General features: G+C 62.8%; 20 protein-coding genes, 2 tRNA genes and 1 pseudogene. 8 read left to right on the top strand and 15 right to left on the bottom strand.

Annotation, left to right across the window (positions count from 1 at the left end; genetic code table 11):
• Positions 1-64: 64 nt before the first annotated feature.
• A complete protein-coding gene (locus ABIE52_RS09995) occupies positions 65-1,216 on the bottom strand; it encodes a cystathionine gamma-lyase (protein ID WP_003942728.1) in 1,152 nt (383 codons plus the stop codon).
• Positions 1,213-2,211: an NAD(P)H-dependent glycerol-3-phosphate dehydrogenase gene (locus tag ABIE52_RS10000; protein ID WP_030535420.1), complete on the bottom strand. Its 999-nt coding sequence runs from the start codon at positions 2,209-2,211 to the stop codon at positions 1,213-1,215. Before ABIE52_RS10000 ends, ABIE52_RS09995 begins: the two co-directional genes overlap by 4 nt.
• A 126-nt stretch (positions 2,212-2,337) precedes the next feature.
• Between ABIE52_RS10000 and cofC the strand changes: the two genes are divergently transcribed.
• The 3 genes and pseudogenes from cofC (at position 2,338) to ABIE52_RS10015 (ending at position 6,327) form a co-directional block, all read left to right on the top strand.
• Positions 2,338-3,087: a 2-phospho-L-lactate guanylyltransferase gene (cofC, locus tag ABIE52_RS10005; RefSeq protein ID WP_308252605.1), complete on the top strand. Its 750-nt coding sequence runs from the start codon at positions 2,338-2,340 to the stop codon at positions 3,085-3,087.
• 180 nt (positions 3,088-3,267) lie between these two features.
• Positions 3,268-5,383 (top strand): annotated as a pseudogene (locus ABIE52_RS10010) (RNA degradosome polyphosphate kinase).
• A gap of 17 nt (positions 5,384-5,400) precedes the next feature.
• Complete coding sequence (locus ABIE52_RS10015; RefSeq protein WP_007729338.1) at positions 5,401-6,327, top strand: bifunctional NUDIX hydrolase/histidine phosphatase family protein; 927 nt, start codon at positions 5,401-5,403, stop codon at positions 6,325-6,327.
• 167 nt (positions 6,328-6,494) lie between these two features.
• On the opposite strand, the gene ABIE52_RS10020 is transcribed toward ABIE52_RS10015, so the two are convergent.
• The 3 genes from ABIE52_RS10020 to leuC all read right to left on the bottom strand — a co-directional run bounded on the left by ABIE52_RS10020 (position 6,495) and on the right by leuC (position 9,397).
• Positions 6,495-7,181, bottom strand: a complete 687-nt coding sequence (locus ABIE52_RS10020; protein ID WP_047271271.1) for an HU family DNA-binding protein — start codon at positions 7,179-7,181, stop codon at positions 6,495-6,497.
• Between the two features lie 157 nt (positions 7,182-7,338).
• A complete protein-coding gene (gene leuD / locus ABIE52_RS10025; RefSeq protein WP_003944724.1) occupies positions 7,339-7,947 on the bottom strand; it encodes a 3-isopropylmalate dehydratase small subunit in 609 nt (202 codons plus the stop codon).
• Between the two features lie 28 nt (positions 7,948-7,975).
• Positions 7,976-9,397, bottom strand: a complete 1,422-nt coding sequence (gene leuC / locus ABIE52_RS10030; RefSeq protein ID WP_192712520.1) for a 3-isopropylmalate dehydratase large subunit — start codon at positions 9,395-9,397, stop codon at positions 7,976-7,978.
• 158 nt (positions 9,398-9,555) lie between these two features.
• On the opposite strand from leuC, the gene ABIE52_RS10035 reads away from it, so the two are divergent.
• The 3 genes from ABIE52_RS10035 (at position 9,556) to ABIE52_RS10045 (ending at position 11,097) form a co-directional block, all read left to right on the top strand.
• The gene (locus tag ABIE52_RS10035; RefSeq protein ID WP_007729342.1) at positions 9,556-10,257 is read left to right on the top strand and encodes an IclR family transcriptional regulator; all 702 of its coding nucleotides are present in this window, start codon (positions 9,556-9,558) and stop codon (positions 10,255-10,257) included.
• A 55-nt stretch (positions 10,258-10,312) separates the two neighbouring features.
• On the top strand, positions 10,313-10,816 hold the full coding sequence (locus ABIE52_RS10040) for a pyridoxamine 5'-phosphate oxidase family protein (RefSeq protein ID WP_003944740.1): 504 nt from the start codon (positions 10,313-10,315) through the stop codon (positions 10,814-10,816).
• Positions 10,817-10,899: 83 nt separating this feature from the next.
• The gene (locus ABIE52_RS10045) at positions 10,900-11,097 is read left to right on the top strand and encodes a DUF5302 domain-containing protein (protein ID WP_007729345.1); all 198 of its coding nucleotides are present in this window, start codon (positions 10,900-10,902) and stop codon (positions 11,095-11,097) included.
• A 139-nt stretch (positions 11,098-11,236) separates the two neighbouring features.
• Here the strand turns inward: ABIE52_RS10045 and ABIE52_RS10050 are convergent.
• The 10 genes from ABIE52_RS10050 to ABIE52_RS10095 all read right to left on the bottom strand — a co-directional run bounded on the left by ABIE52_RS10050 (position 11,237) and on the right by ABIE52_RS10095 (position 22,018).
• Positions 11,237-11,309: transfer RNA gene (locus ABIE52_RS10050), tRNA-Glu, on the bottom strand.
• Positions 11,310-11,405: 96 nt separating this feature from the next.
• Positions 11,406-11,477, bottom strand: a tRNA-Gln gene (locus ABIE52_RS10055).
• Positions 11,478-11,633: 156 nt separating this feature from the next.
• The gene (gene gltX, locus ABIE52_RS10060) at positions 11,634-13,109 is read right to left on the bottom strand and encodes a glutamate--tRNA ligase (protein WP_192712521.1); all 1,476 of its coding nucleotides are present in this window, start codon (positions 13,107-13,109) and stop codon (positions 11,634-11,636) included.
• 73 nt (positions 13,110-13,182) lie between these two features.
• Positions 13,183-14,343 carry an alkane 1-monooxygenase gene (locus ABIE52_RS10065; RefSeq protein WP_030535413.1) on the bottom strand — a complete coding sequence of 387 codons (1,161 nt, stop codon included), beginning with the start codon at positions 14,341-14,343 and terminating at the stop codon, positions 13,183-13,185.
• A 390-nt stretch (positions 14,344-14,733) separates the two neighbouring features.
• Positions 14,734-15,507 carry a fumarylacetoacetate hydrolase family protein gene (locus ABIE52_RS10070; RefSeq protein ID WP_003944722.1) on the bottom strand — a complete coding sequence of 258 codons (774 nt, stop codon included), beginning with the start codon at positions 15,505-15,507 and terminating at the stop codon, positions 14,734-14,736.
• Between the two features lie 84 nt (positions 15,508-15,591).
• The gene (locus ABIE52_RS10075) at positions 15,592-16,605 is read right to left on the bottom strand and encodes a 3-isopropylmalate dehydrogenase (RefSeq protein ID WP_003944691.1); all 1,014 of its coding nucleotides are present in this window, start codon (positions 16,603-16,605) and stop codon (positions 15,592-15,594) included.
• A 74-nt stretch (positions 16,606-16,679) separates the two neighbouring features.
• Positions 16,680-18,272, bottom strand: a complete 1,593-nt coding sequence (gene serA, locus ABIE52_RS10080; protein ID WP_003944758.1) for a phosphoglycerate dehydrogenase — start codon at positions 18,270-18,272, stop codon at positions 16,680-16,682.
• Positions 18,273-18,522: 250 nt separating this feature from the next.
• A complete protein-coding gene (gene ilvC / locus ABIE52_RS10085) occupies positions 18,523-19,524 on the bottom strand; it encodes a ketol-acid reductoisomerase (protein ID WP_030535412.1) in 1,002 nt (333 codons plus the stop codon).
• Between the two features lie 53 nt (positions 19,525-19,577).
• Complete coding sequence (ilvN, locus tag ABIE52_RS10090) at positions 19,578-20,081, bottom strand: acetolactate synthase small subunit (protein WP_003944718.1); 504 nt, start codon at positions 20,079-20,081, stop codon at positions 19,578-19,580.
• Positions 20,078-22,018 carry an acetolactate synthase large subunit gene (locus ABIE52_RS10095; protein WP_030535411.1) on the bottom strand — a complete coding sequence of 647 codons (1,941 nt, stop codon included), beginning with the start codon at positions 22,016-22,018 and terminating at the stop codon, positions 20,078-20,080. The genes ilvN and ABIE52_RS10095 overlap by 4 nt, the downstream gene beginning before the upstream one ends.
• A 266-nt stretch (positions 22,019-22,284) precedes the next feature.
• On the opposite strand from ABIE52_RS10095, the gene ABIE52_RS10100 reads away from it, so the two are divergent.
• Positions 22,285-22,806 carry a PH domain-containing protein gene (locus ABIE52_RS10100; RefSeq protein ID WP_030535410.1) on the top strand — a complete coding sequence of 174 codons (522 nt, stop codon included), beginning with the start codon at positions 22,285-22,287 and terminating at the stop codon, positions 22,804-22,806.
• A gap of 72 nt (positions 22,807-22,878) precedes the next feature.
• Complete coding sequence (ilvD, locus tag ABIE52_RS10105) at positions 22,879-24,720, top strand: dihydroxy-acid dehydratase (RefSeq protein WP_070162233.1); 1,842 nt, start codon at positions 22,879-22,881, stop codon at positions 24,718-24,720.
• Positions 24,721-25,088 lie beyond the last annotated feature (368 nt).

The raw sequence follows: 25,088 nt of genomic DNA on the forward strand, positions 1-25,088 counted from the left end.
ACCGTACCGCCGAATCGACTGCGGCACGCGATCGGGCCGGACCGATTTCGTCGACCCGGCCCGTTTACGCGTCGAGTGCGCGCTCGATGTCGGCCAGGAGATCGGCGGTGTCCTCGATGCCACAAGCGATTCGGACAAACCCCGCACTGACCGGATCGCCCCAGCGCGCACGGCGATCCGCCGTCGTGTGGATCCCGCCGAAGCTGGTAGCAGCCGTGACGAGAGCGCTCGCTTCGACGAACGAGTGGAATGCCTGAGCCGAATCCAACTCGACGCTCACCAATCCGCCGAATCGATTCATCTGACCGGATGCCGTTGCATAGGACGGGTCACCGCGAAGGCCGGGGTAACGAACGGACCGGACTGCTTTGTGATTTACCAACATCTCGGCAAGCGCCAGCGCGTTGTCGCACTGACGCCCGAATCGCAGGCCTGCCGTGCCGAGGCTCCGGTGCGCAAGCCACGTCTCGAAGGGGCCGAGCACCGTTCCCGAGAGAAGTCGCTCACGCTCGATTCGCCGACTCACTGCCGCATCGGAGGTGGCGACGTAACCCATCAGGAGGTCACTGTGCCCGCTGAGAGCCTTGGTACCGCTGGCCACCACGACGTCGGCACCCAATTCGAGCGGGCGCTGACCCAGCGGTGTCGCGGTCGTGTTGTCGACGATCAGCAGCGCACCCGAACGGTGGCACACGTCGGCGAGCACGCGAAGGTCGACCACGTCCAGCACCGGGTTGGACGGCGTCTCGGCGACGACGACCACGCGGCCCGGTGACGCGTCGAGCAGATCTACGAAGCTCGCGTCGCCCATCTGCAGAGTCGAAACCTCGCGAACGGTGATTCCCAACGGCGCGAGGCGCTCGTTCGCGTACAACCGCACTTGGTAATACCCGTCCGAGGGCACGACGACGGTATCCCCCGCGACGAGGACGCTGCGCAAGGTAGCGGTGATCGCGGACATCCCCGATCCCATGACGAGGGCGTGGTCCGCTCTCTCGAGCGCCGCGAGCGCGGATTCGAGTCCGCGCCAACCCGGGTTCGATGCACGTGCATAGGTATCGGACTCGGAACCTTCGTCCGCCGAAAGTTGGTACGGCGCAGCGAATATCGGGCCCAGTTGCATGGGCTGACCCGCGGCGTGTTCGCGCGCGACGGCGCTCACGCTGCGCGTCGAATCCCCGTAATCCTCGAAGCGACCCACACCGATTTCACTCATTCCGGCTTCGTCCGGCGTCCGAGCAACTGACCGATCGCATCGCTGACGGCCATGCCTTCGTGGCACACCCGGTGGACCGCGTCGGTCAACGGCATCTCCACGTCGTATCCGGCAGCGAGTGCGCGTACCGACGTGCACGACTTCACGCCCTCGGCGACCTGACCGTTGGTTGCCTTCTGTGCCGACTCCATTGACCCGCCTCGTCCGAGCCGCTCTCCGAACGTCCGGTTTCGCGACAACTCGGACGTGCATGTCGCTACCAGGTCACCGACACCCGCCAAGCCTGCAAGAGTCGACGCCTTGGCGCCGAGCGCAACGCCGAGACGAATCGTCTCGGCGAGCCCACGGGTGATGATGCTGGCGACCGTGTTGTCGCCGAATCCACTGCCGGCGGCCATGCCGCAGGCCAGCGCGATCACGTTCTTACACGCACCACCGATCTCGCATCCGATGACGTCGGAGTTGGTGTACGGCCTGAAATAGCCGGTAGCACAAGCATCCTGGAGAGCGAGGGCACGCGAGGAATCCGAACAGGCGATCACCGTCGCCGCGGGTTGCCCGCCGGCGATCTCGTGTGCAAGATTCGGGCCCGAGAGCACCGCGACGCGCCCCGGTTCCACGCCGGTCACCGACACGATGACCTGGCTCATGCGCATGAGCGTCCCGGTCTCGATTCCCTTGGCCAGACTCAGCAGAGTCGCATCGGGTCCGATCGAGCCTTTCCACTGCTCCAGGTTTGCTCGTAGCGACTGCGAGGGAACCGCCAGCACGATGAAGTCAGCACCTGCCATCGCCTCCTCGTGGTGGTGGGTCGCGCGAATCGACGAAGGCAAAGCAATGCCTGGCAGATAGTCGCTGTTCTCGTGCGTGGTGTCGATGCGCTTCGCGACCTCTTCACGCCTGGCCCACATCGTCACGTCGGTTCCGGCCTCGGCCATCACCTTCGCCAACGCCGTTCCCCACGAACCTGCGCCCAATACAGCTGCCTTACTCACACGCTCACCCCGTCTACCCGGCGAAGCGGGTCGCCGCCAGAAAAATCGTCTGCACAGAGTATCGCCTGTGGTGCACTGCGGTGGGCAGCCGCGGACACCGAGCGTGATGACTGGCAAGATCGAGGGATGGACAGCGCGGAACCCCCGTACCCACACGCCGTGGAGACACCGCATGCGCGCACGGAGATCGAACGCCCCATGCATGCGATAGTGGCCGTCAAGTCCTTGAGATCGGCCAAGTCCCGCCTCGCGGGCGAACTCGACTCGGACGCGCGTGCAGACCTCGTGTTGGCCATGCTTCACGACACCCTCGCCACAGTTGCAGCCGTCTCGGCCATCGACAGCGTCACAGTGGTCACCCCGGACCCCACCGTTGCCGCCCTTGCATATTCCGTCGGCGTGACGGTCTACGCCGATCCAGCTCCCGACGGCGCCCGAACCAACGGCGCAACACCGCGCACGGAGGAAACCCTCAACGCGGCGTTGAGCGCAGCGGCCGCCGATATCCGAGCCAAGCGCGGAGTGGTCGACCTCGTTGTGCTGCAAGCCGACTTGCCCGCCATGCAACCGAGCGAACTGACGGAGGCCGTGGCCGCGGCCCGAAGCGGCGGACGTTCAGTCGTCGTCGATCACCACGGTACCGGCACTTCCGCATTGTTTGCGTGCGGCGAAAGCGCGCTCGACCCTCGGTTCGGGCCGGAATCCGCACTTGGACATGCCAATTCAGGTGCTCGTCCACTCAACGGCAAATGGCCGGGACTGCGCACCGACGTCGACACCCATGCCGATCTCGGCACTGTGCGAGCACTGGGAGTAGGCCCCGCGACATCGGCTTCGTTGACCAGACTCAAGGCCACGCCGTCGAACAGTCGATGAATTTTCTTTCATCGATTGTCGGACCGCGCGATTGTGGGGGATGATCGACGAGTGAGCAATGGCGAAGCACTCGAAAACCGTATTTCCGAAGACCAGTCGGACGGAGACCACAGCTCCGGCCGGCACGAGAACGGCGCGGCCACCTCGCCGCGATCTCAGGCCGTCGCGGTCGCCACCAACATCCCGGGCGCTCCCCCTGCAGCTACCAAGGCAGAGCTACCCGAATTGCTCGTCGGACTTCCCGAGGATCGTTACCTCAACCGCGAACTCAGCTGGCTCGATTTCAATGCCCGTGTTCTCGCATTGGCTGCCGACGAGTCACTGCCGTTGCTCGAACGCGCAAAGTTCCTCGCCATCTTCGCTTCCAATCTCGACGAATTTTTCATGGTCCGGGTCGCCGGACTCAAGCGCCGCGACGAGACGGGACTGTCGGTCAGGTCCGCCGACGGCCTCTCCCCACGCGAACAATTGGCGCTCATCGCGCGTCGCACCCAGGAACTCGCTGACAAGCACGCACACGTGTTTCTCGACTCGGTCCGCCCTGCCCTGGCGGCAGAAGGCATTTCAATTGTTCGATGGGCCGACCTCAGTGCCGACGATCACGGCCGGCTCTCGGCGCATTTCCACGAGCAGGTCTTCCCGGTACTGACGCCGTTGGCAGTCGATCACGCCCACCCGTTCCCCTACATCAGCGGACTGAGCCTCAACCTCGCCGTGACAGTGAAGGACTCCGTCACCCGCGGCGAACACTTCGCTCGCGTCAAGGTTCCCGACAACGTCGGCCGGTTCGTGCGAGTCAAGAGCACGACATCTTCGTCCACCATCGATTCTTTCCTCCCGATGGAAGAACTGATTTCGGCTCATCTGGACGTGCTGTTCCCCGGAATGGAAATCGTCGAACATCACGCTTTCCGAATCACACGCAACGCCGATTTCGAGGTCGAAGAAGATCGGGACGAGGATCTGCTGCAGGCACTCGAACGTGAATTGGCGCGTCGTCGTTTCGGTTCACCCGTTCGCCTCGAAGTTGCCGACGACATGACCGAGCACATGCTCGAACTGCTTCTGCGTGAACTCGACGTCGATCCGGCCGACGTGATCGAGGTTTCCGGTCTCCTCGACTTGTCCTGCCTCTGGCAGGTTTACGCCGTCGACCGCCCCGCTCTCAAAGACGCTCCGTTCGTCCCGGCGACGCATCCGGCGTTCGGTGAACGCGAGACTCCGAAGAGCGTGTTCTCGACCCTGCGCGAAGGCGACGTGCTCGTCCACCACCCATACGACTCGTTTTCCACAAGCGTTCAACGCTTCATCGAACAGGCCGCCGCCGACCCGCAGGTGCTCGCGATCAAGCAGACCCTGTACCGCACTTCCGGCGACTCCCCCATCGTCAATGCACTGATCGACGCCGCCGAAGCGGGCAAGCAGGTTGTCGCGCTGGTGGAGATCAAGGCCCGCTTCGACGAGCAGGCCAACATCAAGTGGGCACGCAAACTCGAGCAGGCCGGCGTTCACGTCGTCTACGGTCTCGTCGGTCTCAAGACTCACTGCAAGACGTGCCTCGTCGTCAGGCGAGAGGGCTCGACCATTCGTCGTTACTGCCACATCGGCACGGGCAACTACAATCCGAAGACCGCGCGCATGTACGAGGACGTCGGATTGCTCACCGCAGCACCGGAGATCGGTGCAGACCTCACCGACCTCTTCAACTCGCTGACCGGATACTCCCGAAAGACGAGCTACCGCAACCTTCTCGTAGCGCCGTACGGGGTTCGCCGCGGGATCATCGAGCGGATCGACAACGAGATCGCGCACAAGCTCGCAGGCCGCGATGCCGGTATCCGCTTGAAGGCCAACGCATTGGTCGACGAGCAGGTCATCGACGCGTTGTACCGCGCGTCCAAGGCCGGTATCCCCGTCGAGATCGTGGTTCGCGGAATCTGCGCGCTCAAGCCGGGCGTTCCCGGCCTCAGCGAAAACATCGAAGTACGTTCCATTCTCGGACGCTTCCTCGAACACTCGCGAATGTTCCATTTCCGCTCGGCGCGACGAATTCTGGATCGGCAGCGCAGACATGATGCACCGCAACCTCGATCGCCGCGTCGAGGTCATGGTGCAGGTCAAGGACCCGAAACTGTCGAAGCAACTCGGTGACATCTTCGACTCCGCGCTCGATCCCCGAACTCGCTGCTGGGTACTGCATCCGGACGGGAGTTGGGTCGCTGCCCCCGAACGCGGTGAGGACGTACGTGAGCATCAACAGTCGTTGATGCGCAGCCGCACCGCCAGCGGGTCTTGACGGGCTCGGATCACACAATGAGCGACAAGCCGGTCAAAGCCAACATCTTTGCCGCAGGCGCGGTTCTGTGGCGGAAGGCTCCTCAGGATCCTTCCGCCATCGAGATCGCCGTCGTACATCGACCGAAGTACGACGACTGGTCATTCCCCAAAGGAAAGCTCGATCCCGGCGAGACCTTCTTGACCGCAGCAGTTCGCGAGGTCCGCGAAGAGACCTCGATCACTGGACGTTTCGGAAGGCACCTCGGTGGCGTGACGTACCCGATCCCGGGACATCGCAAACTCAAACGGGTCGAATACTGGTCGGCCGAAGCAGTGGACGGAGATTTCGGGCCGAATAGCGAAGTGGATGTTCTCTATTGGCTTCCGGTCACCGAGGTAGCCGATCATCTTTCCTACCCGATGGATCGAATGATTCTTCGCCGCTTCGTTTCCCTTCGGCCTGACACGAAAACGGTATTACTCGTCCGCCACGCAAAAGCTGGAAGCCGTAAGCGATACAAGGGCGACGACAATGTGCGTCCACTCGACGCCAAGGGCAAAGAGCAATCCGCCGCCTTGGTCGAACAGCTGAAAATCTTCGGAGCCGATTCGGTTTTCGCGGCTGACCGTACGCGCTGCATCGACACTGTGATGCCATTGGCGGAGGCATTGGGTGTAGAGATTTCGACGGAACCTCTTCTGACCGAAGAAGGTTACGAGGCCGATCCCGACGCCGCCAGGGCGCGTGCGCTGCAGATCGCCGCACTGGAGGGCACTCCCGTAATCTGCAGCCAAGGAGGCGTCATCCCCGATTTGATGCGCTGGTGGGCTGATACGGCCGGTGTAACACTGCCCTCGGCGCGCAACCGTAAGGCGAGCACTTGGGTGCTCTCGTTCCTCGACGGCCGTCTGGTAGCCGCGGATCACCTCGACAGCCCGCTCCCCAAAGTCGCCAACTCCTGAGGGATTTGGACCAACCGACACCCAGCTCGATTCGGTAGTTTTGCAAAGCACTGAAACACAGGAGAATTCACACTTCTCCCAGACAGCAAAAAAGAGGTGCAGCCGCGGATCTGATCCGCGGCTGCACCTCTTTGTCTTACGGCATCGGGTTTTTCACCCGAACGCGACTACTTTGCGCGCTTGGCCGGAGCCTTCTTGGCCGGAGCCTTCTTGGCTGCGGTCTTGGCGGGGGCCTTCTTGGCCGGAGCCTTCTTGGCCGGAGCCTTGGCTGCGGTCTTGGCCGGAGCCTTCTTGGCGGGAGCCTTGGTGGCAACCGTCTTCTTGGCTGCGGTCTTGGCCGGAGCCTTCTTGGCGGGAGCCTTGGTGGCAACCGTCTTCTTGGCTGCGGTCTTGGCCGGAGCCTTCTTGGCGGGAGCCTTCGCGGCAACCGTCTTCTTGGCTGCGGTCTTGGCCGGAGCCTTCTTGGCCGGAGCCTTCTTGGCTGCGGTCTTCTTGGCAGCAGCCTTCTTGGCTGCAGCCTTGGTGGCCGGTGCTGCTACGCCACGCTTGACTGCCGGGCCGGTGGCCGGAAGCTTCTGTCCACCAGCGATAACAGCCTTGAACTGCGCACCCGGACGGAAAGCCGGAACCGACGTCGGCTTGACCTTGACGGTCTCGCCCGTACGCGGGTTGCGTGCAACACGTGCTGCACGACGACGCTGCTCGAAGACTCCGAAGCCGGTGATGGTCACGCTCTCGCCACGGTGGACGGCGCGGACGATGGTGTCCACGACGTGCTCCACTGCGTCGGTCGCTGTGCGCCTGTCCGAACCCAGCTTTTCAGTCAGAACATCGATGAGCTCTGCCTTGTTCATTGAAATTCCTCCGCTAATTGTGGTCCACCGTCGGACCGACTGAGAACCACGGTAAACCTGATAACGGCAAGAGTCTATGTGCCACGCCAATTCTCATTCAACGTGACTGCGAAATGGTGACCTATTTCTCTTCCCGCGCGGAGTTGCGGATTTCGGTTCAGCCCTGCGAAATTCGGGCTGGAAGGGTAGTCGGTTTCCATGAAGGCCTTGACTTTTCGAACTCGGAAATCGCGTCTACCTGCCGCAATGTCAGTCCGATGTCGTCGAGACCCTCCAGCAGACGCCACCGTGTGTAGTCGTCAATATTGAACGGCACCACCGTAGTTCCGGCGCTGACGGTCCGATTCTCGAGATCTACTGTCAATTCCAGTCCGGGCTGCTCTTCGAGCAACTTCCAGAGCAATTCGACGTCGCTCTGCTCGACCTGAGCCGCTACGAGACCGGCTTTTCCGGCGTTTCCGCGGAAGATGTCGGCGAACCGGGAAGCAATGACGACCCGAAATCCGAAGTCGGAGAGAGCCCACACGGCATGCTCACGCGAAGAGCCCGTGCCGAAATCGGGACCGGCCACGAGGACACTTCCCTTGTCGTACGGAGCCAGATTGAGAATGAAGTTGGGGTCGGTACGCCAGCCTGCGAACAGCCCGTCCTCGAATCCGGTGCGCGTCACCCGTTTCAGGTACACGGCAGGGATGATCTGGTCGGTATCGACATTCGAGCGTCGCAGCGGGACGCCGATACCCTTGTGCGTGGTAAAGGATTCCATCGAAATTCTCCTCGAGATGGTAAGTGGGTCAGACCAGATCGGCCGGTGCCGAGAGCGTTCCGCGGACCGCCGTGGCAGCCGCGACGAGCGGGGAAACCAGATGGGTCCGGCCGCCTTTACCCTGTCGGCCTTCGAAATTCCGGTTGGACGTCGATGCCGAACGCTCGCCGGGAGCAAGCTGGTCAGGGTTCATTCCCAAGCACATCGAGCAACCGGCCTGGCGCCATTCAGCCCCTGCCGCTGTGAAGATTTCACCGAGACCTTCGCTTTCGGCTTGAGCCCGCACCCGCATCGAGCCGGGAACGATGAGCATCCGAACGCCCTCTGCCACATGGCGACCCTCGAGCACCTCCGCCACTGCGCGCAGGTCTTCGATGCGTCCGTTGGTGCACGAACCGACGAACACGGTGTCGACAGAAACATCCCGAAGCGGCATACCGGCGTCGAGACCCATGTAGGTGAGCGCCTTCTCGGCTGCCTGACGCTCGCTCTCGTCGACGATCAGTTCGGGATCAGGCACACGGTCGCCGAGCGGCGCACCCTGTCCCGGATTGGTTCCCCACGTGACGAAAGGCGTCAATGCGCTTGCGTCGATGTGAACCTCGTTGTCGAATTCCGCGCCCTCGTCGGTCTTGAGCAACTCCCACGCGGCGACGGCTTCGTCCCACTCTGCGCCGGACGGTGCATGCGGACGGCCCTTGATGAACTCGTAAGTGGTCTCGTCCGGTGCGATCATGCCCGCGCGGGCTCCGGCCTCGATCGACATGTTGCAGATGGTCATACGAGCTTCCATCGACAGTTTGCGAATGGCCTCGCCGCGGTACTCCAGTACGTAGCCCTGGCCGCCGCCGGTGCCGATCTTGGCGATGACTGCGAGGATCAAGTCCTTGCTCGTGACGCCGGGAGGCAGCTCGCCGTCGACCGTGATCGCCATGGTCTTGAAGGGGCGCAACGACAATGTCTGCGTTGCCATCACATGCTCGACCTCGCTGGTGCCGATTCCCATTGCGAGCGCACCGAATGCGCCGTGCGTCGACGTATGACTGTCGCCGCACACCACGGTGGTTCCGGGCTGCGTCAGGCCGAGCTGCGGTCCGACCACATGCACGATGCCTTGGTCGAGATCGCCCATGCGGTGCAAGCGAACTCCGAACTCCGCGCAATTTCGGCGCAAGGTGTCGACCTGAGTCTTGGACACAGGATCTGCGATCGGCTTGTCGATGTCGATCGTCGGAACGTTGTGGTCCTCGGTGGCGATCGTCAGGTCGGGACGGCGCAACTGGCGTCCCGCCAGGCGAAGTCCGTCGAATGCCTGGGGGCTCGTCACTTCGTGAACGAGGTGGAGATCGATGTAGATGAGGTCGGGATCCTGCCCCTCCCCTTTCACGACAACGTGGTCGTCCCACACCTTCTCGGCGAGAGTGCGTGCTTTCTGTGCCATGTCTTCCACCTCTGTACGTAGCCTCGCGTCGGCGGACTACGGGCTGGCCCGCCGCGCGTGAAGTAGGTCCCCAGCCTTCACAGCAGATGCAGACTGTCCCGAGGAAATGCGCTATCCCTACAGGAAATGCGGTAGCATCCCACTATGCGAGAAACTGGTATCGACCTATGAGACAGCATAGCGGCATCGGCGTCCTGGACAAAGCAATGGGCGTGCTTCATGCAGTAGCTGAGGAACCGTGCAGCCTCACCGAACTCTGTGCACGAACCGGTTTGCCGCGCGCGACCGCCCATAGACTCGCCGTCGGTCTCGAAGTCCATCGACTCCTCACTCGCGACTCGGACGGTCAGTGGTGCCCAGGGCCCGGACTCGCCGAACTCGCTGCCACCGCTAATGATCCACTCATTGCTGCGGCCGGACTCATCCTCCCCCGCCTTCGCGAAATCACCGGCGAAAGCGTCCAGCTGTACCGTCGCGAAGGCACACAACGCATCTGCGTCGCGTCGATGGAACCACCGACGGGCCTGCGTGACACGGTGCTCGTCGGAGCCCGACTGCCGATGAACGCCGGATCCGGTGCCAAGGTCCTTCTCGCATGGGCAGATCCACAAACCCAACGGACCGTCCTCGCCGATGCGTCCTTCGGCGAACGAGTGCTGCTCGAGGTTCGCCGGCGCGGCTGGGCACAGAGCGCGGCCGAACGTGAGCCCGGTGTCGCCAGCGTCGCGGCTCCCGTCCGAGACTCGGCAGGCGCTGTCATTGCCGCGATTTCGGTCTCCGGCCCCATCGATCGGATGGGTAGACGACCGGGAGCCCGCTGGGCGGCGGACCTTCTCGCAGCTGCCGAAGCGCTCCACAAGCGTCTGTAATTCGTGACACAGTAAGGCCTTCAGATCCTCGAGCACGTAGGAGTACGACGCGACCATGGCAGGAAAGCAGCGTAGTCAGATCACGATGACCGAGGCCGAAATCTCGAGCTTCGTCGAAAAGAGCCGTACGGCAACGATGGCGACGTTGAGCGCCGACGGAATGCCTCACCTGATCGCGATGTGGTTCGCGATAGTCGACGGCGAAATCTGGTTCGAGACCAAAGCCAAGTCGCAGAAGGCCGTCAATCTTCGCCGGGACGCCCGTATGTCCGTCCTGATCGAAGACGGTCAGACGTACGACACGCTCCGAGGAGTCTCGATGGAGGGTACCGGGGTCATCGTCGAAGATCCGGAAGCCCTCTTCGCTGTGGGAATCAGCGTCTGGGAGCGATACACGGGCCCGTACACCGACGATCTCCGCCCGGCCGTCGACGCGATGCTCCACAAGCGCGTCGCGGTACGGTTCGTTCCCGATCGAACTCGTTCGTGGGATCACCGCAAGCTCGGGATGCCTGCGATGCCTCTTTCCGGCTCTACCGCACCGCCGCCGCAGCCCTGAGATTCGTGAGCGGAAAAATCACGAGCAATCGAATTCGGGCCGGCGTAGTTTCACCAACAGGCCCAACAACAAGGAGTGAGCATATGAGCGATCTCGACAGCAACACCCCGTCCGAACCCGAATCCCAATCGGAGGAAACCAAACGAAAGTTCCGTGAGGCCCTCGAACGGAAGAATCATCAGAACGCCAAATCGACCGACCATCGCGACGGACAGTCCAAGGTCCACAACACGCATGGCCCGGCCGATCACAAGCGAGAGTTCCGCCGTAAGAGCGGATAACCGATCGCGGACAACAGAGTGAGATGACGATCACCCCCAGTCGAATTCGACTGGGGGTGATCGTTTTTCGCATCGCCGGAAACATTTCCCGCACATACGAAAAGACCCCCCGATCAATGATCGGAGGGTCTTTCCTTTGTAGCCCCGACGGGATTCGAACCCGCGCTACCGCCTTGAGAGGGCGGCGTCCTAGGCCGCTAGACGACGGGGCCAGGACACGCTTTTAAACGTGGTATTTCAGTCTTGCTCTTGGATGCTCAGCAAGCTTAGCTTGTCTGAGTCCGGCCACAAAATCGACCGGATTTCCGCTGGGGTACCAGGACTCGAACCTAGAATGGCGGTACCAGAAACCGCTGTGTTGCCAATTACACCATACCCCAAGGTCTTGCTCACCAGCCTTGCTCGATCCGCTTCGCTGTTGTGCTCGGCGGCTCGTCTCCGGCCGAAAAGAAGATTACCAGTACCCCTGCCCCAAATACCAAATCGTATGGTCACAGGAGGTTTTTGCTTCATTTTCGGCCGGAAGACCGTCCGATCTAGGCGGTTACCGCTGCCCTACCGGCGCGCAACCGAGCGAGCGAGACCTCACGACCGAGCAATTCCATCGACTCGTACAGCGGAGGGCTGATGTGAGAGCCCGTGATCGCGACCCGAACCGGAGCGAAGGCCTTACGCGGTTTGAGCTCCAGATCCTCGATGAGGGCCTTCTTGAGTGCTTCCTCGATACTGGCCGCCGACCACTCTGAGATGGCATCGAGCGCCGCAAGAGACGCGTCCAGAACCGGACCGGCATCTTCCTTCAAGTTCTTTGCCGTCGCGGCCGGATCGAGAGCAAACGACGCCTCGTCGACGAACAGGAATTTCAGCAGATCCCACGCGTCGGACAGGACGACGATGCGCGTCTGCACGAGGTCCGCCGCAACAGTGAACGTCGCTTCGTCGACGTCGGCGCCGATGTGTCCGTGCTCCACCAGGAACGACTTCAGACGACCGGCGAAGTCGGCCGGCTCGAGCAGACGAATGTGCTCGGCATTGATCGCGTCGGCCTTCTTCTGGTCGAAGCGGGCAGGATTGGAGTTGACCTTGGTGACGTCGAAGGCCGCAACCATCTCGTCGAGCGAGAAGACATCGTGATCGTCGGCGATGCTCCACCCGAGCAGAGCCAGGTAGTTCAGCAATCCCTCGGGAATGAAGCCCCGATCGCGGTGGATGAAGAGGTTGGACTCGGGATCGCGCTTGGAAAGCTTCTTGTTGCCCTGACCCATCACGAAAGGCAAGTGCCCGAACGACGGTGTGAAATCGGCGACACCGATACGAATCAATGCCTCGTACAACGCGAGCTGACGCGGAGTCGAGGACAGCAGATCTTCGCCGCGCAGTACATGGGTGATCTTCATCAACGCGTCGTCGACCGGGTTGACCAAGGTGTACAGCGGAATGCCGTTGCCGCGAGTCAGCGCGAAGTCCGGAACGGTGCCTGCCTTGAACGTGGTCTCGCCCCGCACCAGGTCGTTCCAGGTCAGATCATGATCGGGCATCCGGAGGCGGACGACGGGCTTGCGCCCCTCGGCGATGTAGGCAGCGCGCTGCTCGTCGCTGAGCTCGCGATCGAAGTTGTCGTATCCGAGCTTCGGATCGCGTCCGGCCGCCTTGTGTCGCGCTTCGACCTCCTCGTTCGTCGAGTAGGACTCGTAGGCCTCGCCCGCGGCCAGCAACTTGGCAACAACGTCGAGATGCAGGTCGCGACGCTCGGACTGGCGATACGGTGCGTGCGGCCCACCGACCTCCGGGCCTTCGTCCCAATTGAGCCCCAACCAGCGGAGGGCGTCGAGGATGGCCTGGTAGGACTCTTCACTGTCGCGCTGCGCATCGGTGTCTTCGATACGGAACACGAATGTGCCGCCGTGGTGTCGTGCGAATGCCCAGTTGAACAAGGCGGTGCGCACCAAACCCACGTGCGGGGTTCCGGTGGGTGACGGACAGAAACGGACGCGTACTTCGCTGTTGGTCATGGCTCACTTGGCTCGGCGATGATGGATGGTCGTACTACAGGTTAGTCCGGCAGCCCTTCCTCCATCCGGCCGATCACTTACCCGGCAGGACGTTGATGCGTGTCATGTCGCCGTCGTAGTAGGCCAGCAGTCGCTTGTCCATGACCTTTCGCCACAGCGGCGGCACCCACGCGCAGACGATCATGACTGCGTAACCCGCTGGAAGTTGCGGCGCTTCGGCCGCACTTCGCAGGCTCTGGTACCGCAGACGCGGATTCGCGTGATGGTCGCTGTGACGCTGAAGTTGATAGAGGAACAGATTGCTGACGACGTGGTCGCTGTTCCAGCTGTCCTCGGGCGAGCACCGGACGTACGAGCCGTCAGGCCGCTTCGCACGTAGCAAGCCGTAGTGCTCGAGATAGTTGGCGGTCTCGAGGAACGTGAAGCCTGCAATTGCCTGAACGGCGAGCCACGGCGCAATTTCCCAGCCGAACGCGGCGATCAGACTGCCGAACAGAACCACACTCATCGCCCACGCGTTCAGGATGTTGTTGCGGTAACTCCACGTCCGTCTCCCCTGACGCCTCAGACGAGCGCTTTCGATCCGCCATCCCGAGCGCAGGCCGCCGATGACGCTGCGAGGCAAGAAGAACCAGAAGTTTTCCTTGTACCGCGAGCTGGCCGGATCCTCCGGCGTCGCGACGCGGACGTGATGACCATGGTTGTGTTCGACGTAGAAATGGCCGTAGAAGGACTGCGCGAGCGCTACTTTCGCGAGCCACTTCTCGAGCTTCTCACTCTTGTGCCCCAATTCATGCGCCGCGTTGATCCCCACACCGGCAACCACGCCGGCAGTCATCGCGAGCGCGAACTTCTCCCCCGCCGCCATCGGCGCGTTCACCCAACACCACGCGACGAACACCAGCCCGACGTATTGGAGGGGCAGGAACAAGTACGTGCACCAGCGGTAGAAACGATCCTCTTGCAATTCAGGGATCGCTTCGTCCGGTGGGCTGTTACCGTCCTCGCCCGCCAGGAGATCGATCAGGGGAATGACGATGACGATCAGCCACGCCCCGATGGCCCAGAAGAGCCCGAGACTGAATTTGTCGACCAGGAACCACGCAGCGAACGGGCTGAGAGGAACCAGCAAACCCAGTGGCCACAGGTAGCGCTTCTTGTCTCGCCACACCGGCCGCTGCCCGTTCCGCGCTTGCCCTGCCGCTGTCCGGGAGGCTTCCGCGAAGGTCGTCATGTATCACCACGTTTCTGCGCAATCCACTCGATTGCCCCATCGGCTTCTATCCAGTTATCGGTCACCCTACTGCTCAGCGTTACATTTCAGGGAATTTGGTCTGTTACGGGCTGCGACAGCAAACCGTATGGCGAACTCTCCCAACCTGGCCAAATCCGACATAACGCCAGGAGGATCAGAGGCGAAGCTTCGCCTGGGTCATGAAACCCGCAGGTCAGTCCCGGAGCCTGATTTCTTCGAGTCGGTTGGCAATCCCGATCAATCCACTGGCGATAGTTACCATCTTGCGACTTTTCTGCGACAGACACCTCTCGACCTCACACCACGACGGAGGCCCCATCCGGTTGGATGGGGCCTCCGTAGTCGCGTGACTGAACGAACCGGGTCAGATCAGCTCTTGGCGGTCACCGGGTTCGTGAGCGTGCCGATCCCCGAGACCGTGACCGACACGGAATCGCCGTCGACGATCGGGCCTACTCCGGCGGGGGTGCCGGTGAGGATGACGTCGCCAGGCAAGAGAGTCATCACCGCCGAGATCCACTCGATGATCTTCGGAATGTCGTGGAGGAGAAAAGCCGTGCTGCTGTCCTGCTTGACCTGGCCGTTCACCTCGGTCTTGATATCGACGTCGGACGCATCCAGACTGGTTTCGATCCACGGTCCGAGTGGGCAGAAAGTGTCGTGGCCCTTCGCGCGCGTCCACTGCCCGTCGTGACGCTGATGATCTCGCGCCGACACGTCGTTGGCGATCGTGTAACCGAGGACCACGCTCAACGCCTTCGCCGCCGGAACGTCCTTGCACGGTTGACCGATGACGACCGCGAGTTCACCCTCGAAGTGCACCTCGTTCGAGGTGGGAGGCAAGACGATCGGGGCACCCGGGCCAACTATGGACGTGTTTGGCTTGAGGAAGATCACGGGGTCCGCGGGAGCCTCTCCGCCCATCTCCGCGATGTGATCTGCATAATTCTTGCCGATGCAGATCACCTTGCTGGCGAGAATCGGAGCCAGCAGACGAACATCGGCGAGCGGCCAACTTCGGCCGGTAAATGTGGGGTTCCCGAACGGGTGCTCCGCAATTTCCTTGGCGACGAGGGCATCCTCTTCACCTTCGATACTGACGAACGCAACACCATCGGGACTGGCAATTCGACCAAGACGCATGCCGGCCAGTCTATCGGGGTGCCGGAAACGACTGACGCGCGCAAGCCGAAAGGCTTACGCGCGTCAGTCTCGTGAAAGAATTCCTTACAGCGCTGCAGTGATCCGGTCGCCGATCTCCGTTGTGGAGATGGGACCTTCGCCGCGGGTAGCCAGGTCGGCAGCGACCACAGCCTCGACCCGAGCGGCGTCGTCCTCGCGTCCGAGATGGCGAAGAAGCAGTGCGGCCGAGAGGATCGCGGCGGTGGGATCAGCGATTCCCTTGCCGGCGATGTCCGGAGCACTGCCGTGAACGGGCTCGAACATCGACGGGTTGGTACCCGAGGCATCGATGTTTCCGCTTGCGGCCAAACCGATGCCACCGGTTACGGCGCCGGCGAGGTCGGTGATGATGTCACCGAAGAGGTTGTCCGTGACGATCACGTCGAAGCGCGACGGGTCGGTGACCATGTAGATCGTGGCCGCGTCGATGTGGCAGTACGCGGTTTCGACGTCCGGGAACTCGGCACCGACGGTCTCGATTGCACGCGTCCAGATTGCGCCCGCGTTGGAGAGCACGTTGGTCTTGTGAATCAAGGTGAGGTGCTTGGACCGGGTCTGCGCCAAGGCAAATGCGTAACGCACCACGCGCTCGGCACCGAACCAGGTATTGATCGACACCTCGGTTGCGATCTCGTGATCGGTGCCGACGCGGATCGCTCCACCGTTTCCGGTGTACGGACCCTCGGTGCCTTCACGAACCACGACGAAGTCGATCTCCGGCTGGGCCGCCAACGGCGACAGCGCACCCGGATACAGCTGTGCGGGGCGAAGATTCACGTGATGATCGAGCTGGAAGCGCATGTTCAGCAGCAGACCACGCTCGAGGATGCCGGGTGCGACGATCCGCGGATCACCGATGGCGCCCAACAGAATTGCGTCGTGCTGACGAATCTGGTCCAGCTCGTCCGCCGGGAGCAACTCGCCGGTGGCGTTGTAGCGACGGGCACCGAGATCGTATTCGGTGGTTTCCAGATCCGGAACCAACTTGCCGAGCACCTTGAGCGCCTCGGCAGTGACCTCGACGCCGATTCCGTCACCCGGAATGACCGCAAGCTTCATGGAGTCCTCATCTCAGTAGAACTGTGCGCCTTTATCAACCGCGGGCGGTTGATAAAGGCGCACAGCAAAAACAATCAGGAAAGGTCGACCTGGGCGACGCGAGCGTCGAGCTGCGAGACGATTGCCTCGACCTCGGCGTCACCGACGACGCGATCGACGCGCAAGATGACAGTTGCGCCTTCGCCTTCGGCATCCTGGCTCAGTGCTGCTGCGAGGATGTCGACGCCCGCGTTTCCGAGGACGGTGCCGAGGACACCGAGAACGCCCGGGCGATCGCTGTAGTGAACGACGATGTTGTGGCCCTCGGCGCGCAGGTCGAAGCTGCGTCCGTTGATGTTGACGATCTTCTCGACCTGCTGCAGACCGGTGAGTGCGCCCGTGACCGACGTGACCGTGCCGTCGGCGGCAACTGCACGCACCTCGACCGCGCTGCGGTGAGCAAGAGCCTCGGAGTGCTTCTCGACCGACACAGTCACGCCGCGCTGCTCGGCCAGTGCCGGAGCGTTGACGAACGTGACAGCCTCATCGCTGCTGGCGGAGAACACGCCGCGCAGTGCAGCCAGGCCGAGGATGTCGACGGTTTCGGCAGACAGCTCGCCGGTGGCGACAACCTGCACGGTCTGCACAGCTTCGGGCGACAACGTCGCAGCGAGGAGACCGAGCTTGCGGACGAGCTCGAGCCACGGAGCAACTTCTTCGCCCACGGGGCCTCCGGAGACGTTGACAGCCTCGGGAACGAATTCGCCTGCCAGAGCGAGGAGAACACTCTTGGCCACGTCGATACCTGCGCGGTCCTGAGCCTCGGACGTCGATGCTCCGAGGTGCGGGGTGACAACGACGTTGTCGAGCTCGAAAAGCTTCGAATCGGTGCACGGCTCGGTGCTGAACACGTCGAGACCGGCGCCTCGGACCTTGCCGGAGACGAGTGCGTCGTAGAGCGCATCTTCGTCGATCAGACCACCGCGAGCGGCGTTGACGATGATGACGCCGTCCTTGGCCTTGGCGAGGCGCTCGGCGTTGATCAGGCCGGCCGTTTCCTTGGTCTTGGGCAGGTGCACGGAGATGAAGTCGGCGCGCTCGACGAGCTCGTCGATGGTGACCAGTTCGATGCCGAGCTGCGCTGCGCGCGCTGCGGGCAGGTAGGGGTCGTACGCGATGATCGTGGTCTCGAACGCAGCGAGACGCTGCGCGAAGAGCTGGCCGATGCGGCCGAGTCCGACGACACCGACGGTCTTGCCGAGGATCTCGACACCGTTGAACTTGCTTCGCTTCCAGGTGTTCTCACGCAGGGTCTTGTCTGCTGCGGGAATCTGGCGAGCGGTCGACATGAGGAGCGCGACAGCGTGCTCGGCAGCGGAGTGAATGTTGGAGGTCGGTGCGTTGACGACCATCACGCCGCGCTCGGTGGCCGCGGGGATCTCGACGTTGTCCAGGCCGACACCGGCGCGGCCGATGATCTTCAGCTTGGTGCCGGCAGCCAGAACCTCGGCGTCGACGGTAGTGGCGGAACGGACGAGAATCGCGTCGGCCTCGGGTACCGCGGCGAGCAGCGCCGGGCGGTCGGGTCCGTCGACCCAACGCACCTCCACACCGTCACCGAGCGCCTCGACTGTGGACGGCGCGAGCTTGTCGGCGATCAGAACAACGGGACGGCCAGGCTGGCTCACGTGCAAACTCCCTGATTAGGTGGGTGTGAAGGTGGTTTAACCACCGATAGTTTAGTGCGCGCTCACTTGGAATCCACAACGCGGTAGGCAATACCACATAGTGGACACTTTCGCGGGCAAATTCTCGACGGAATATGAATCCGGACTCAGACGACCCGGAAAACGACTCCGGCCCAATGCCGCGCTGGTTCAACGTAATTGAACCGGCGCGGCATCAGGCCAGTGGAGACGTGGAGCGTGAAACTGCGAATTACGCGGTTTCGGTGATCGGACGATCGACCCAGCTCATCAGGTCGCGCAGCTTCTTGCCGGTGACCTCGATGGGGTGCTCGGCGTTGGCCTTGCGCAGGCCCTCGAGCTCGGTGTTGCCGTTCTCGACGTTGGCAACCAGACGACGGGTGAACTCGCCGGACTGGATGTCGGCCAGGATCGCCTTCATGCGCTCCTTGGTGTCGGCGTCGATGACGCGCGGGCCGGAGAGGTATCCACCGAACTCAGCGGTGTCGGACACCGAGTAGTTCATGCGGGCGATGCCACCCTCGTACATGAGGTCGACGATGAGCTTGAGCTCGTGCAGAACCTCGAAGTACGCCATCTCGGGTGCGTAGCCGGCCTCGACCATGACCTCGAAACCGGTCTTGACCAGTTCCTCGGTGCCGCCGCAGAGCACGGCCTGCTCGCCGAAGAGGTCCGTCTCGGTCTCTTCCTTGAACGTGGTCTTGATGACGCCTGCGCGGGTTCCGCCGATGCCCTTGGCGTAGGACAGAGCGAGAGCCTGTCCTTCACCCTTGGGATCCTGGTCGATGGCGATGAGCGCGGGAACGCCCTTGCCGTCGACGAACTGACGACGCACCAGGTGGCCGGGGCCCTTGGGGGCGACCATGCCGACGGTTACGAACTCCGGAGCCTTGATCAGGTCGAAGTGAATGTTCAGGCCGTGACCGAAGAACAGCGCGTCGCCGTCCTTGAGGTTCGGCTCGATGTCATTGGTGAAAATGCTCGCCTGCGCGGTGTCAGGTGCGAGCACCATGATGACGTCGGCCCACTCGGAAACCTCTGCCGGCGTACCGACCGTCAGCCCCTGCTCTTCAGCCTTCTCACGCGACTTCGAGCCTTCCTTGAGGCCGATGCGCACATCGACGCCCGAGTCACGCAGGCTCAGCGAATGGGCGTGGCCCTGGCTTCCGTAGCCGATCACAGCAACCTTGCGGCCCTGAATGATCGACAGATCGGCATCGTCGTCGTAGAACATCTCGACTGCCACAGTTCTCAACCTCTCCTTGGATTTTTACGTGTCTAAAAGTACTAGCGGGTGGCCGTGATCGACTTCGGCCCTCGACCGACTGCCACGACCCCGGACTGAACGATCTCCCGGATACCGTACGGATCAAGCATCCGCAGCAGTGCATCCAGCTTGGACCGAGTACCGGTCGCCTCGATGGTGACGGACTCCGGAGAGACGTCGATCACCTTGGCGCGGAACAGGTTCACCGTTTCGATGACCTGCGTGCGCACGCTTGCATCAGCGCGCACCTTGATGAGCACGAGCTCGCGAGCGACGGATGCTTCACCGTCCTGCTCGACGATCTTGATGACGTTGATCAGCTTGTTGAGCTGCTTCGTCACCTGCTCGAGAGGGAACTCGTCGACCGTGACGACGATGGTCATACGTGAGATCTCGGGGATCTCGGTTCCGCCCACCGCAAGGGATTCGATGTTGAATCCGCGGCGGGAGAAAAGTGCGGAGACGCGAGCCAGCACGCCTGGCTTGTCCTCGACGAGAACACTGAGGGTGTGACTGGTGCTCACTTCTGATCCTCCCCTGTGCCCGCGGCGGGTCCGGCTTGCTCGCGTGACATGGCTTCGTGGATGACGGCGGGCTCGGCAACTGCCTCGTCGTCGTCGAACAGCGGCCGGATGCCCCGGGCCGCCATGATTTCGTCGTTGCTCGTTCCGGCAGCGACCATCGGCCACACCTGTGCGTCGGCGGTGACGATGAAGTCGATCACGACAGGCTTGTCGTTGATGGACTGCGCCTCACGGATCGCAGCTTCGACATCTTCTTCACGCTCGACACGAATTCCGTGGCAGCCCAATGCTTCTGCGAGCTTCACGAAGTCCGGGATGCGGATGGCGCCGTGCGTTCCGAGGTTGGTGTTGGAGTAGCGCTCTTCATAGAAGAGTGTCTGCCACTGGCGCACCATGCCGAGGTTGCCGTTGTTGATGAGGGCAACCTTGATCGGAATACCTTCGAGTGCGCAGGTTGCGAGTTCCTGATTGGTCATCTGGAAGCAGCCGTCGCCGTCGATCGCCCACACCTCGGTGTCGGGCATACCCATCTTGGCGCCCATGGCTGCGGGAACCGCGTACCCCATGGTGCCGAGCCCGCCCGAGTTGAGCCACGTGCGCGGCTTCTCGTAGCCGACGAACTGCGCGGCCCACATCTGGTGCTGACCGACGCCGGCGCAGTAGATGGCATCCGGTCCGGCGAGCTTGCCGACGGTCTGGATCACGTACTCCGGGCTCAGCTGACCGTCGGTGGGACGGTCGTAGCTCAGCGGGTACGTACGACGGATGTCGTTCAGGTACGCCCACCACTCGGTGAGGTCGAACGTGGTGCCCGTGGCCATGTCGGCACGGATCGCCTCGATGAGTTCGGTGATGACCTCTTTGCAGTCGCCCACGATCGGGACGTCCGCGTAGCGGTTCTTGCCGATCTCGGCCGGGTCGATGTCGGCATGGATGACCTTGGCGTCGGGCGCGAAGGAATTCAGCTGACCGGTCACGCGGTCGTCGAAACGCGCACCGAGGGTGATCAGTAGATCGCTACGCTGCAGAGCGGCGACTGCGGCAACGGTGCCGTGCATTCCCGGCATACCGCAGTTGAGGTCGTGACTGTCCGGGAACGCGCCGCGGGCCATCAGCGTGGTGACGACGGGGATACCGGTCAGCTCGGCCAATTCGAGCAGCTCCGGCGAGGAGTCGGACTTGATGACGCCGCCACCGACGTACAGAACCGGCGACTTGGCGTCGGCGATCAGACGTGCAGCTTCACGAACCTGCTTGCCGTGCGGCTTGGTCACCGGGCGGTAGCCCGGCAGACGCATCTCCGGCGGCCACGAGAACGTGGTCTGCGACTGCAGGATGTCCTTGGGGATATCGACCAGGACGGCGCCGGGGCGACCGCTGGCCGCGAGGTAGAAGGCCTCGGCCATGATGCGCGGGATGTCGATCGCGTCGGTGATCAGGAAGTTGTGCTTGGTGACCGGCATCGTGATGCCTGAGATGTCGGCTTCCTGGAAGCCGTCGGTACCGATCAGCGAGCGCGCCACCTGTCCGGTGATCGCCACGATCGGAACGGAGTCCATCTGCGCGTCGGCCAGCGGCGTGACCAGGTTGGTCGCACCGGGACCCGAGGTAGCCATGCAGACGCCGACCTTGCCGGTCGCCTGGGCGTAACCGGTGGCAGCGTGGCCTGCACCCTGCTCGTGGCGCACGAGCACGTGGCGAACCTTGACCGAATCGAAGAGTGGGTCGTAAACCGGGAGCACGGCACCGCCGGGAATGCCGAATACCGTGTCGACCTCGAGCTCTTCGAGGGCTCGAACCACAGACTGCGCGCCGGTTACCCGCTCAGGCGGGAGCTGGCGACGGTTGGCCGTCTGGGTTGCGGCAGCCGCGGTTGTCGGGCTCGGTGTCCCTGACTTGCGCGGCGTGGGTTGAGGCCGTGCTGTTGGTGCGCTCACTGGGAAATCCTCTGATTCTGGCTCCGGGCAACAAAAAACCCCCGTCAGCATCTGCTGAGCGAGGGTGGCGCGTCGTTATCTGGTGAGTTGAAAAATCGACTCAGGCGACGACGCGCCGGCCGATTACGAGCAACTCATTCTGTTTCACGCACTCGACAGTAGAGGCGCTAGTCGCGAACGGCAAACTTGGTGAGTCGACCGTCCCAGAATCTGAGATACATCGGCTGCAATGCGAAGATGTAGAGGTGTCAACTTCGCAGCAGCCCGTGCCACCGGCTCAATCATCCCACACGCCGAAACCACTTCGGCACGTCATCCGCATTTCGCAGCTCGCTTACATGGCGTGCGCGTTCCTTCTGTTCGCGGTCAGCTTCCCGATCTTCGGGTGGCCCGTCGCCTTCAGCTGGTTGCTGATCCTTCCGATCATCGCCGTCTATCTCGTCGCGCGACTGCGCACCACCGTCAGCCCTGACGGCCTCGAGGTCCGCTCGACGTTCTCCAAGCGCACCCTCGCCTGGGACGACGTCAAGGGTTTCCGCTTCCCGAAGCGGAGTTGGGCGCGCGCGGAACTCACCGACGGAACCGAGGTGACCCTGCCTGCGGTCAGCTTCGTCAGGCTTCCCGAGATCGCGATCGCCAGCGGCGGCCGCATCACCGATCCCTATGCATCTGCCGCAGAAGCCTTCGCCGCCAAGGAAGCCGAAGAGGAAGAAGCAGCTGCAGAAGCAGAAGCAGAATCCGAGGTCGCCGAGAACACACAGGACCAGCCCGAAGAGAAGCGCCCGTAGCACGCGAGTAGCGTTGAAAGGCCCTCGCTTCTATTTGAGTGGACCAGCAACGATCACATAAGGAACACGCCCATGCCCCCGTTGAGGTCACGCACCACCACCATCGGACGTAATGCTGCCGGAGCCCGATCCCTGTGGCGCGCCACAGGAATGACGGATTCCGACTTCGGAAAGCCGATCGTCGCCGTAGCGAACTCGTACACCCAGTTCGTACCCGGCCACGTGCATCTCAAGAACGTGGGCGAGATCGTTGCCGAGGCCATCAGTGCGGCCGGCGGCGTCGCTCGTGAGTTCCACACCATCGCAGTCGACGACGGCATCGCAATGGGCCACGGCGGAATGCTCTACTCGCTCCCGAGCCGCGAGATCATCGCCGACTCGGTCGAGTACATGGCAAACGCCCACACAGCCGACGCACTGGTGTGTATCTCCAACTGCGACAAGATCACTCCCGGCATGCTCAACGCTGCAATGCGTCTCAACATCCCGACCGTCTTCGTCTCCGGTGGTCCGATGGAGGCCGGTAAGGCAGTGGTCGTCGGCGGCGTGGCCCAAGCCCCCACCGACCTCATCACCGCGATCTCCGCCTCTGCCAACGATGCCGTGTCCGACGCGGGCCTCGACGAGGTCGAGCGCAGCGCGTGCCCGACATGCGGGTCCTGCTCCGGAATGTTCACCGCCAATTCCATGAACTGCCTGACGGAGGCCCTCGGCCTCGCATTGCCGGGCAACGGCTCCACGCTGGCAACTCACAAGGCTCGTCACGCACTCTTCTCTCGTGCGGGCACCACCGTGGTCGAGGCTGCCCTCAAGTACTACCGCGACGGCGACGAGTCGGTGCTGCCACGCAACATCGCGACCCCGGCAGCGTTCCGCAACGCGATGGCTCTCGACGTCGCCATGGGCGGTTCCACCAACACCGTCCTGCACACGCTGGCTGCGGCGCAGGAAGGCGAGGTCGACTTCGACCTCGACACCATCGACGCGATCAGCCGAAAGGTTCCGTGCCTGTCCAAGGTCTCTCCCAACTCGGACTACCACATGGAAGACGTCCACCGCGCCGGCGGAATCCCCGCCCTGCTCGGTGAGCTTCGCCGCGGCGGACTCCTCGAAACCGACGTGTCCACCGTGCACACCAAGAGCTTCGACCAGTGGCTCGACGACTGGGACATCCGCTCCGGCAAGGCAACCGACGAGGCAATCGAACTCTTCCACGCGGCTCCCGGCGGCGTGCGCACCATCGAACCGTTCTCCACGGACAACCGTTGGTCTGCCCTCGACACCGATGCGGCCGGCGGCTGTATCCGCGACGTCGAGAACGCCTACACCGTCGAAGGCGGCTTGGTTGTCCTGCGTGGCAACATCGCACTCGACGGCGCAATCCTCAAGACGGCCGGCATCGACGAGGAACTGTTTTCCTTCCAGGGCCCGGCGCTCGTCGTCGAATCCCAAGAAGAAGCCGTCTCGGTCATCTTGCAGAAGAAGATCAAGGCCGGCGACGTTCTCGTCGTGCGTTACGAAGGCCCCAAGGGCGGCCCCGGCATGCAGGAAATGCTGCACCCCACTGCCTTCCTCAAGGGCGCAGGCCTCGGTAAGGAATGCGCACTGATCACCGACGGTCGTTTCTCGGGCGGAACCTCCGGGCTGTCCATCGGTCACATCTCCCCCGAGGCTGCCGCAGGCGGAATCATCGGTCTCGTCCAGAACGGCGATCAGGTTCGCATCGACGTCGCCTCGCGCACGCTCGAGATCCTGGTCGACGACGACGTCCTCGCCGAGCGACGCGCAAAGATGGAGGCCTCGGAGCGCCCGTGGCAGCCGGTCGATCGTCAGCGCACCGTGACGACAGCACTGCGCGCCTACGCCGCTCTGGCAACGTCCGCCGACAAGGGCGCGGTTCGCTACGTTCCGTAAGTTCTGCCACGAATCGAAAAAGATCCCCGGCCGCCTTTCGGCCGGGGATCTTTTCTGTAAGCGTGCGTGCGGCTCGAGACGCGCGTAGCCGATGTGACAGTCACACAAGGTTTTCGGGCAGTCGGACGTGCGGCAACCAACTCAGCTCCACGAGAATGCTCGCCAACGGGCCACGGCAGAGGGTCGACAGAGTCGGGTTCATGTCACCTCGGAGAAGAACGCGGGACCGACTGCGTCCGAACACGCCGTACTTCCTCCGGTGCTGTATGAGCTTGAACCACAACCCAATCCGATCATCCCGTCGCCGAGACACTCTGCCACGACGCGTGATCGACGCTCGATCGGATCCAGGTACGCGTTGGTCCTCT

Origin of the sequence: Rhodococcus sp. OAS809, from assembly GCF_040546695.1 — a bacterium.
In the GTDB taxonomy this organism is placed as follows: domain Bacteria; phylum Actinomycetota; class Actinomycetes; order Mycobacteriales; family Mycobacteriaceae; genus Rhodococcus_F; species Rhodococcus_F qingshengii.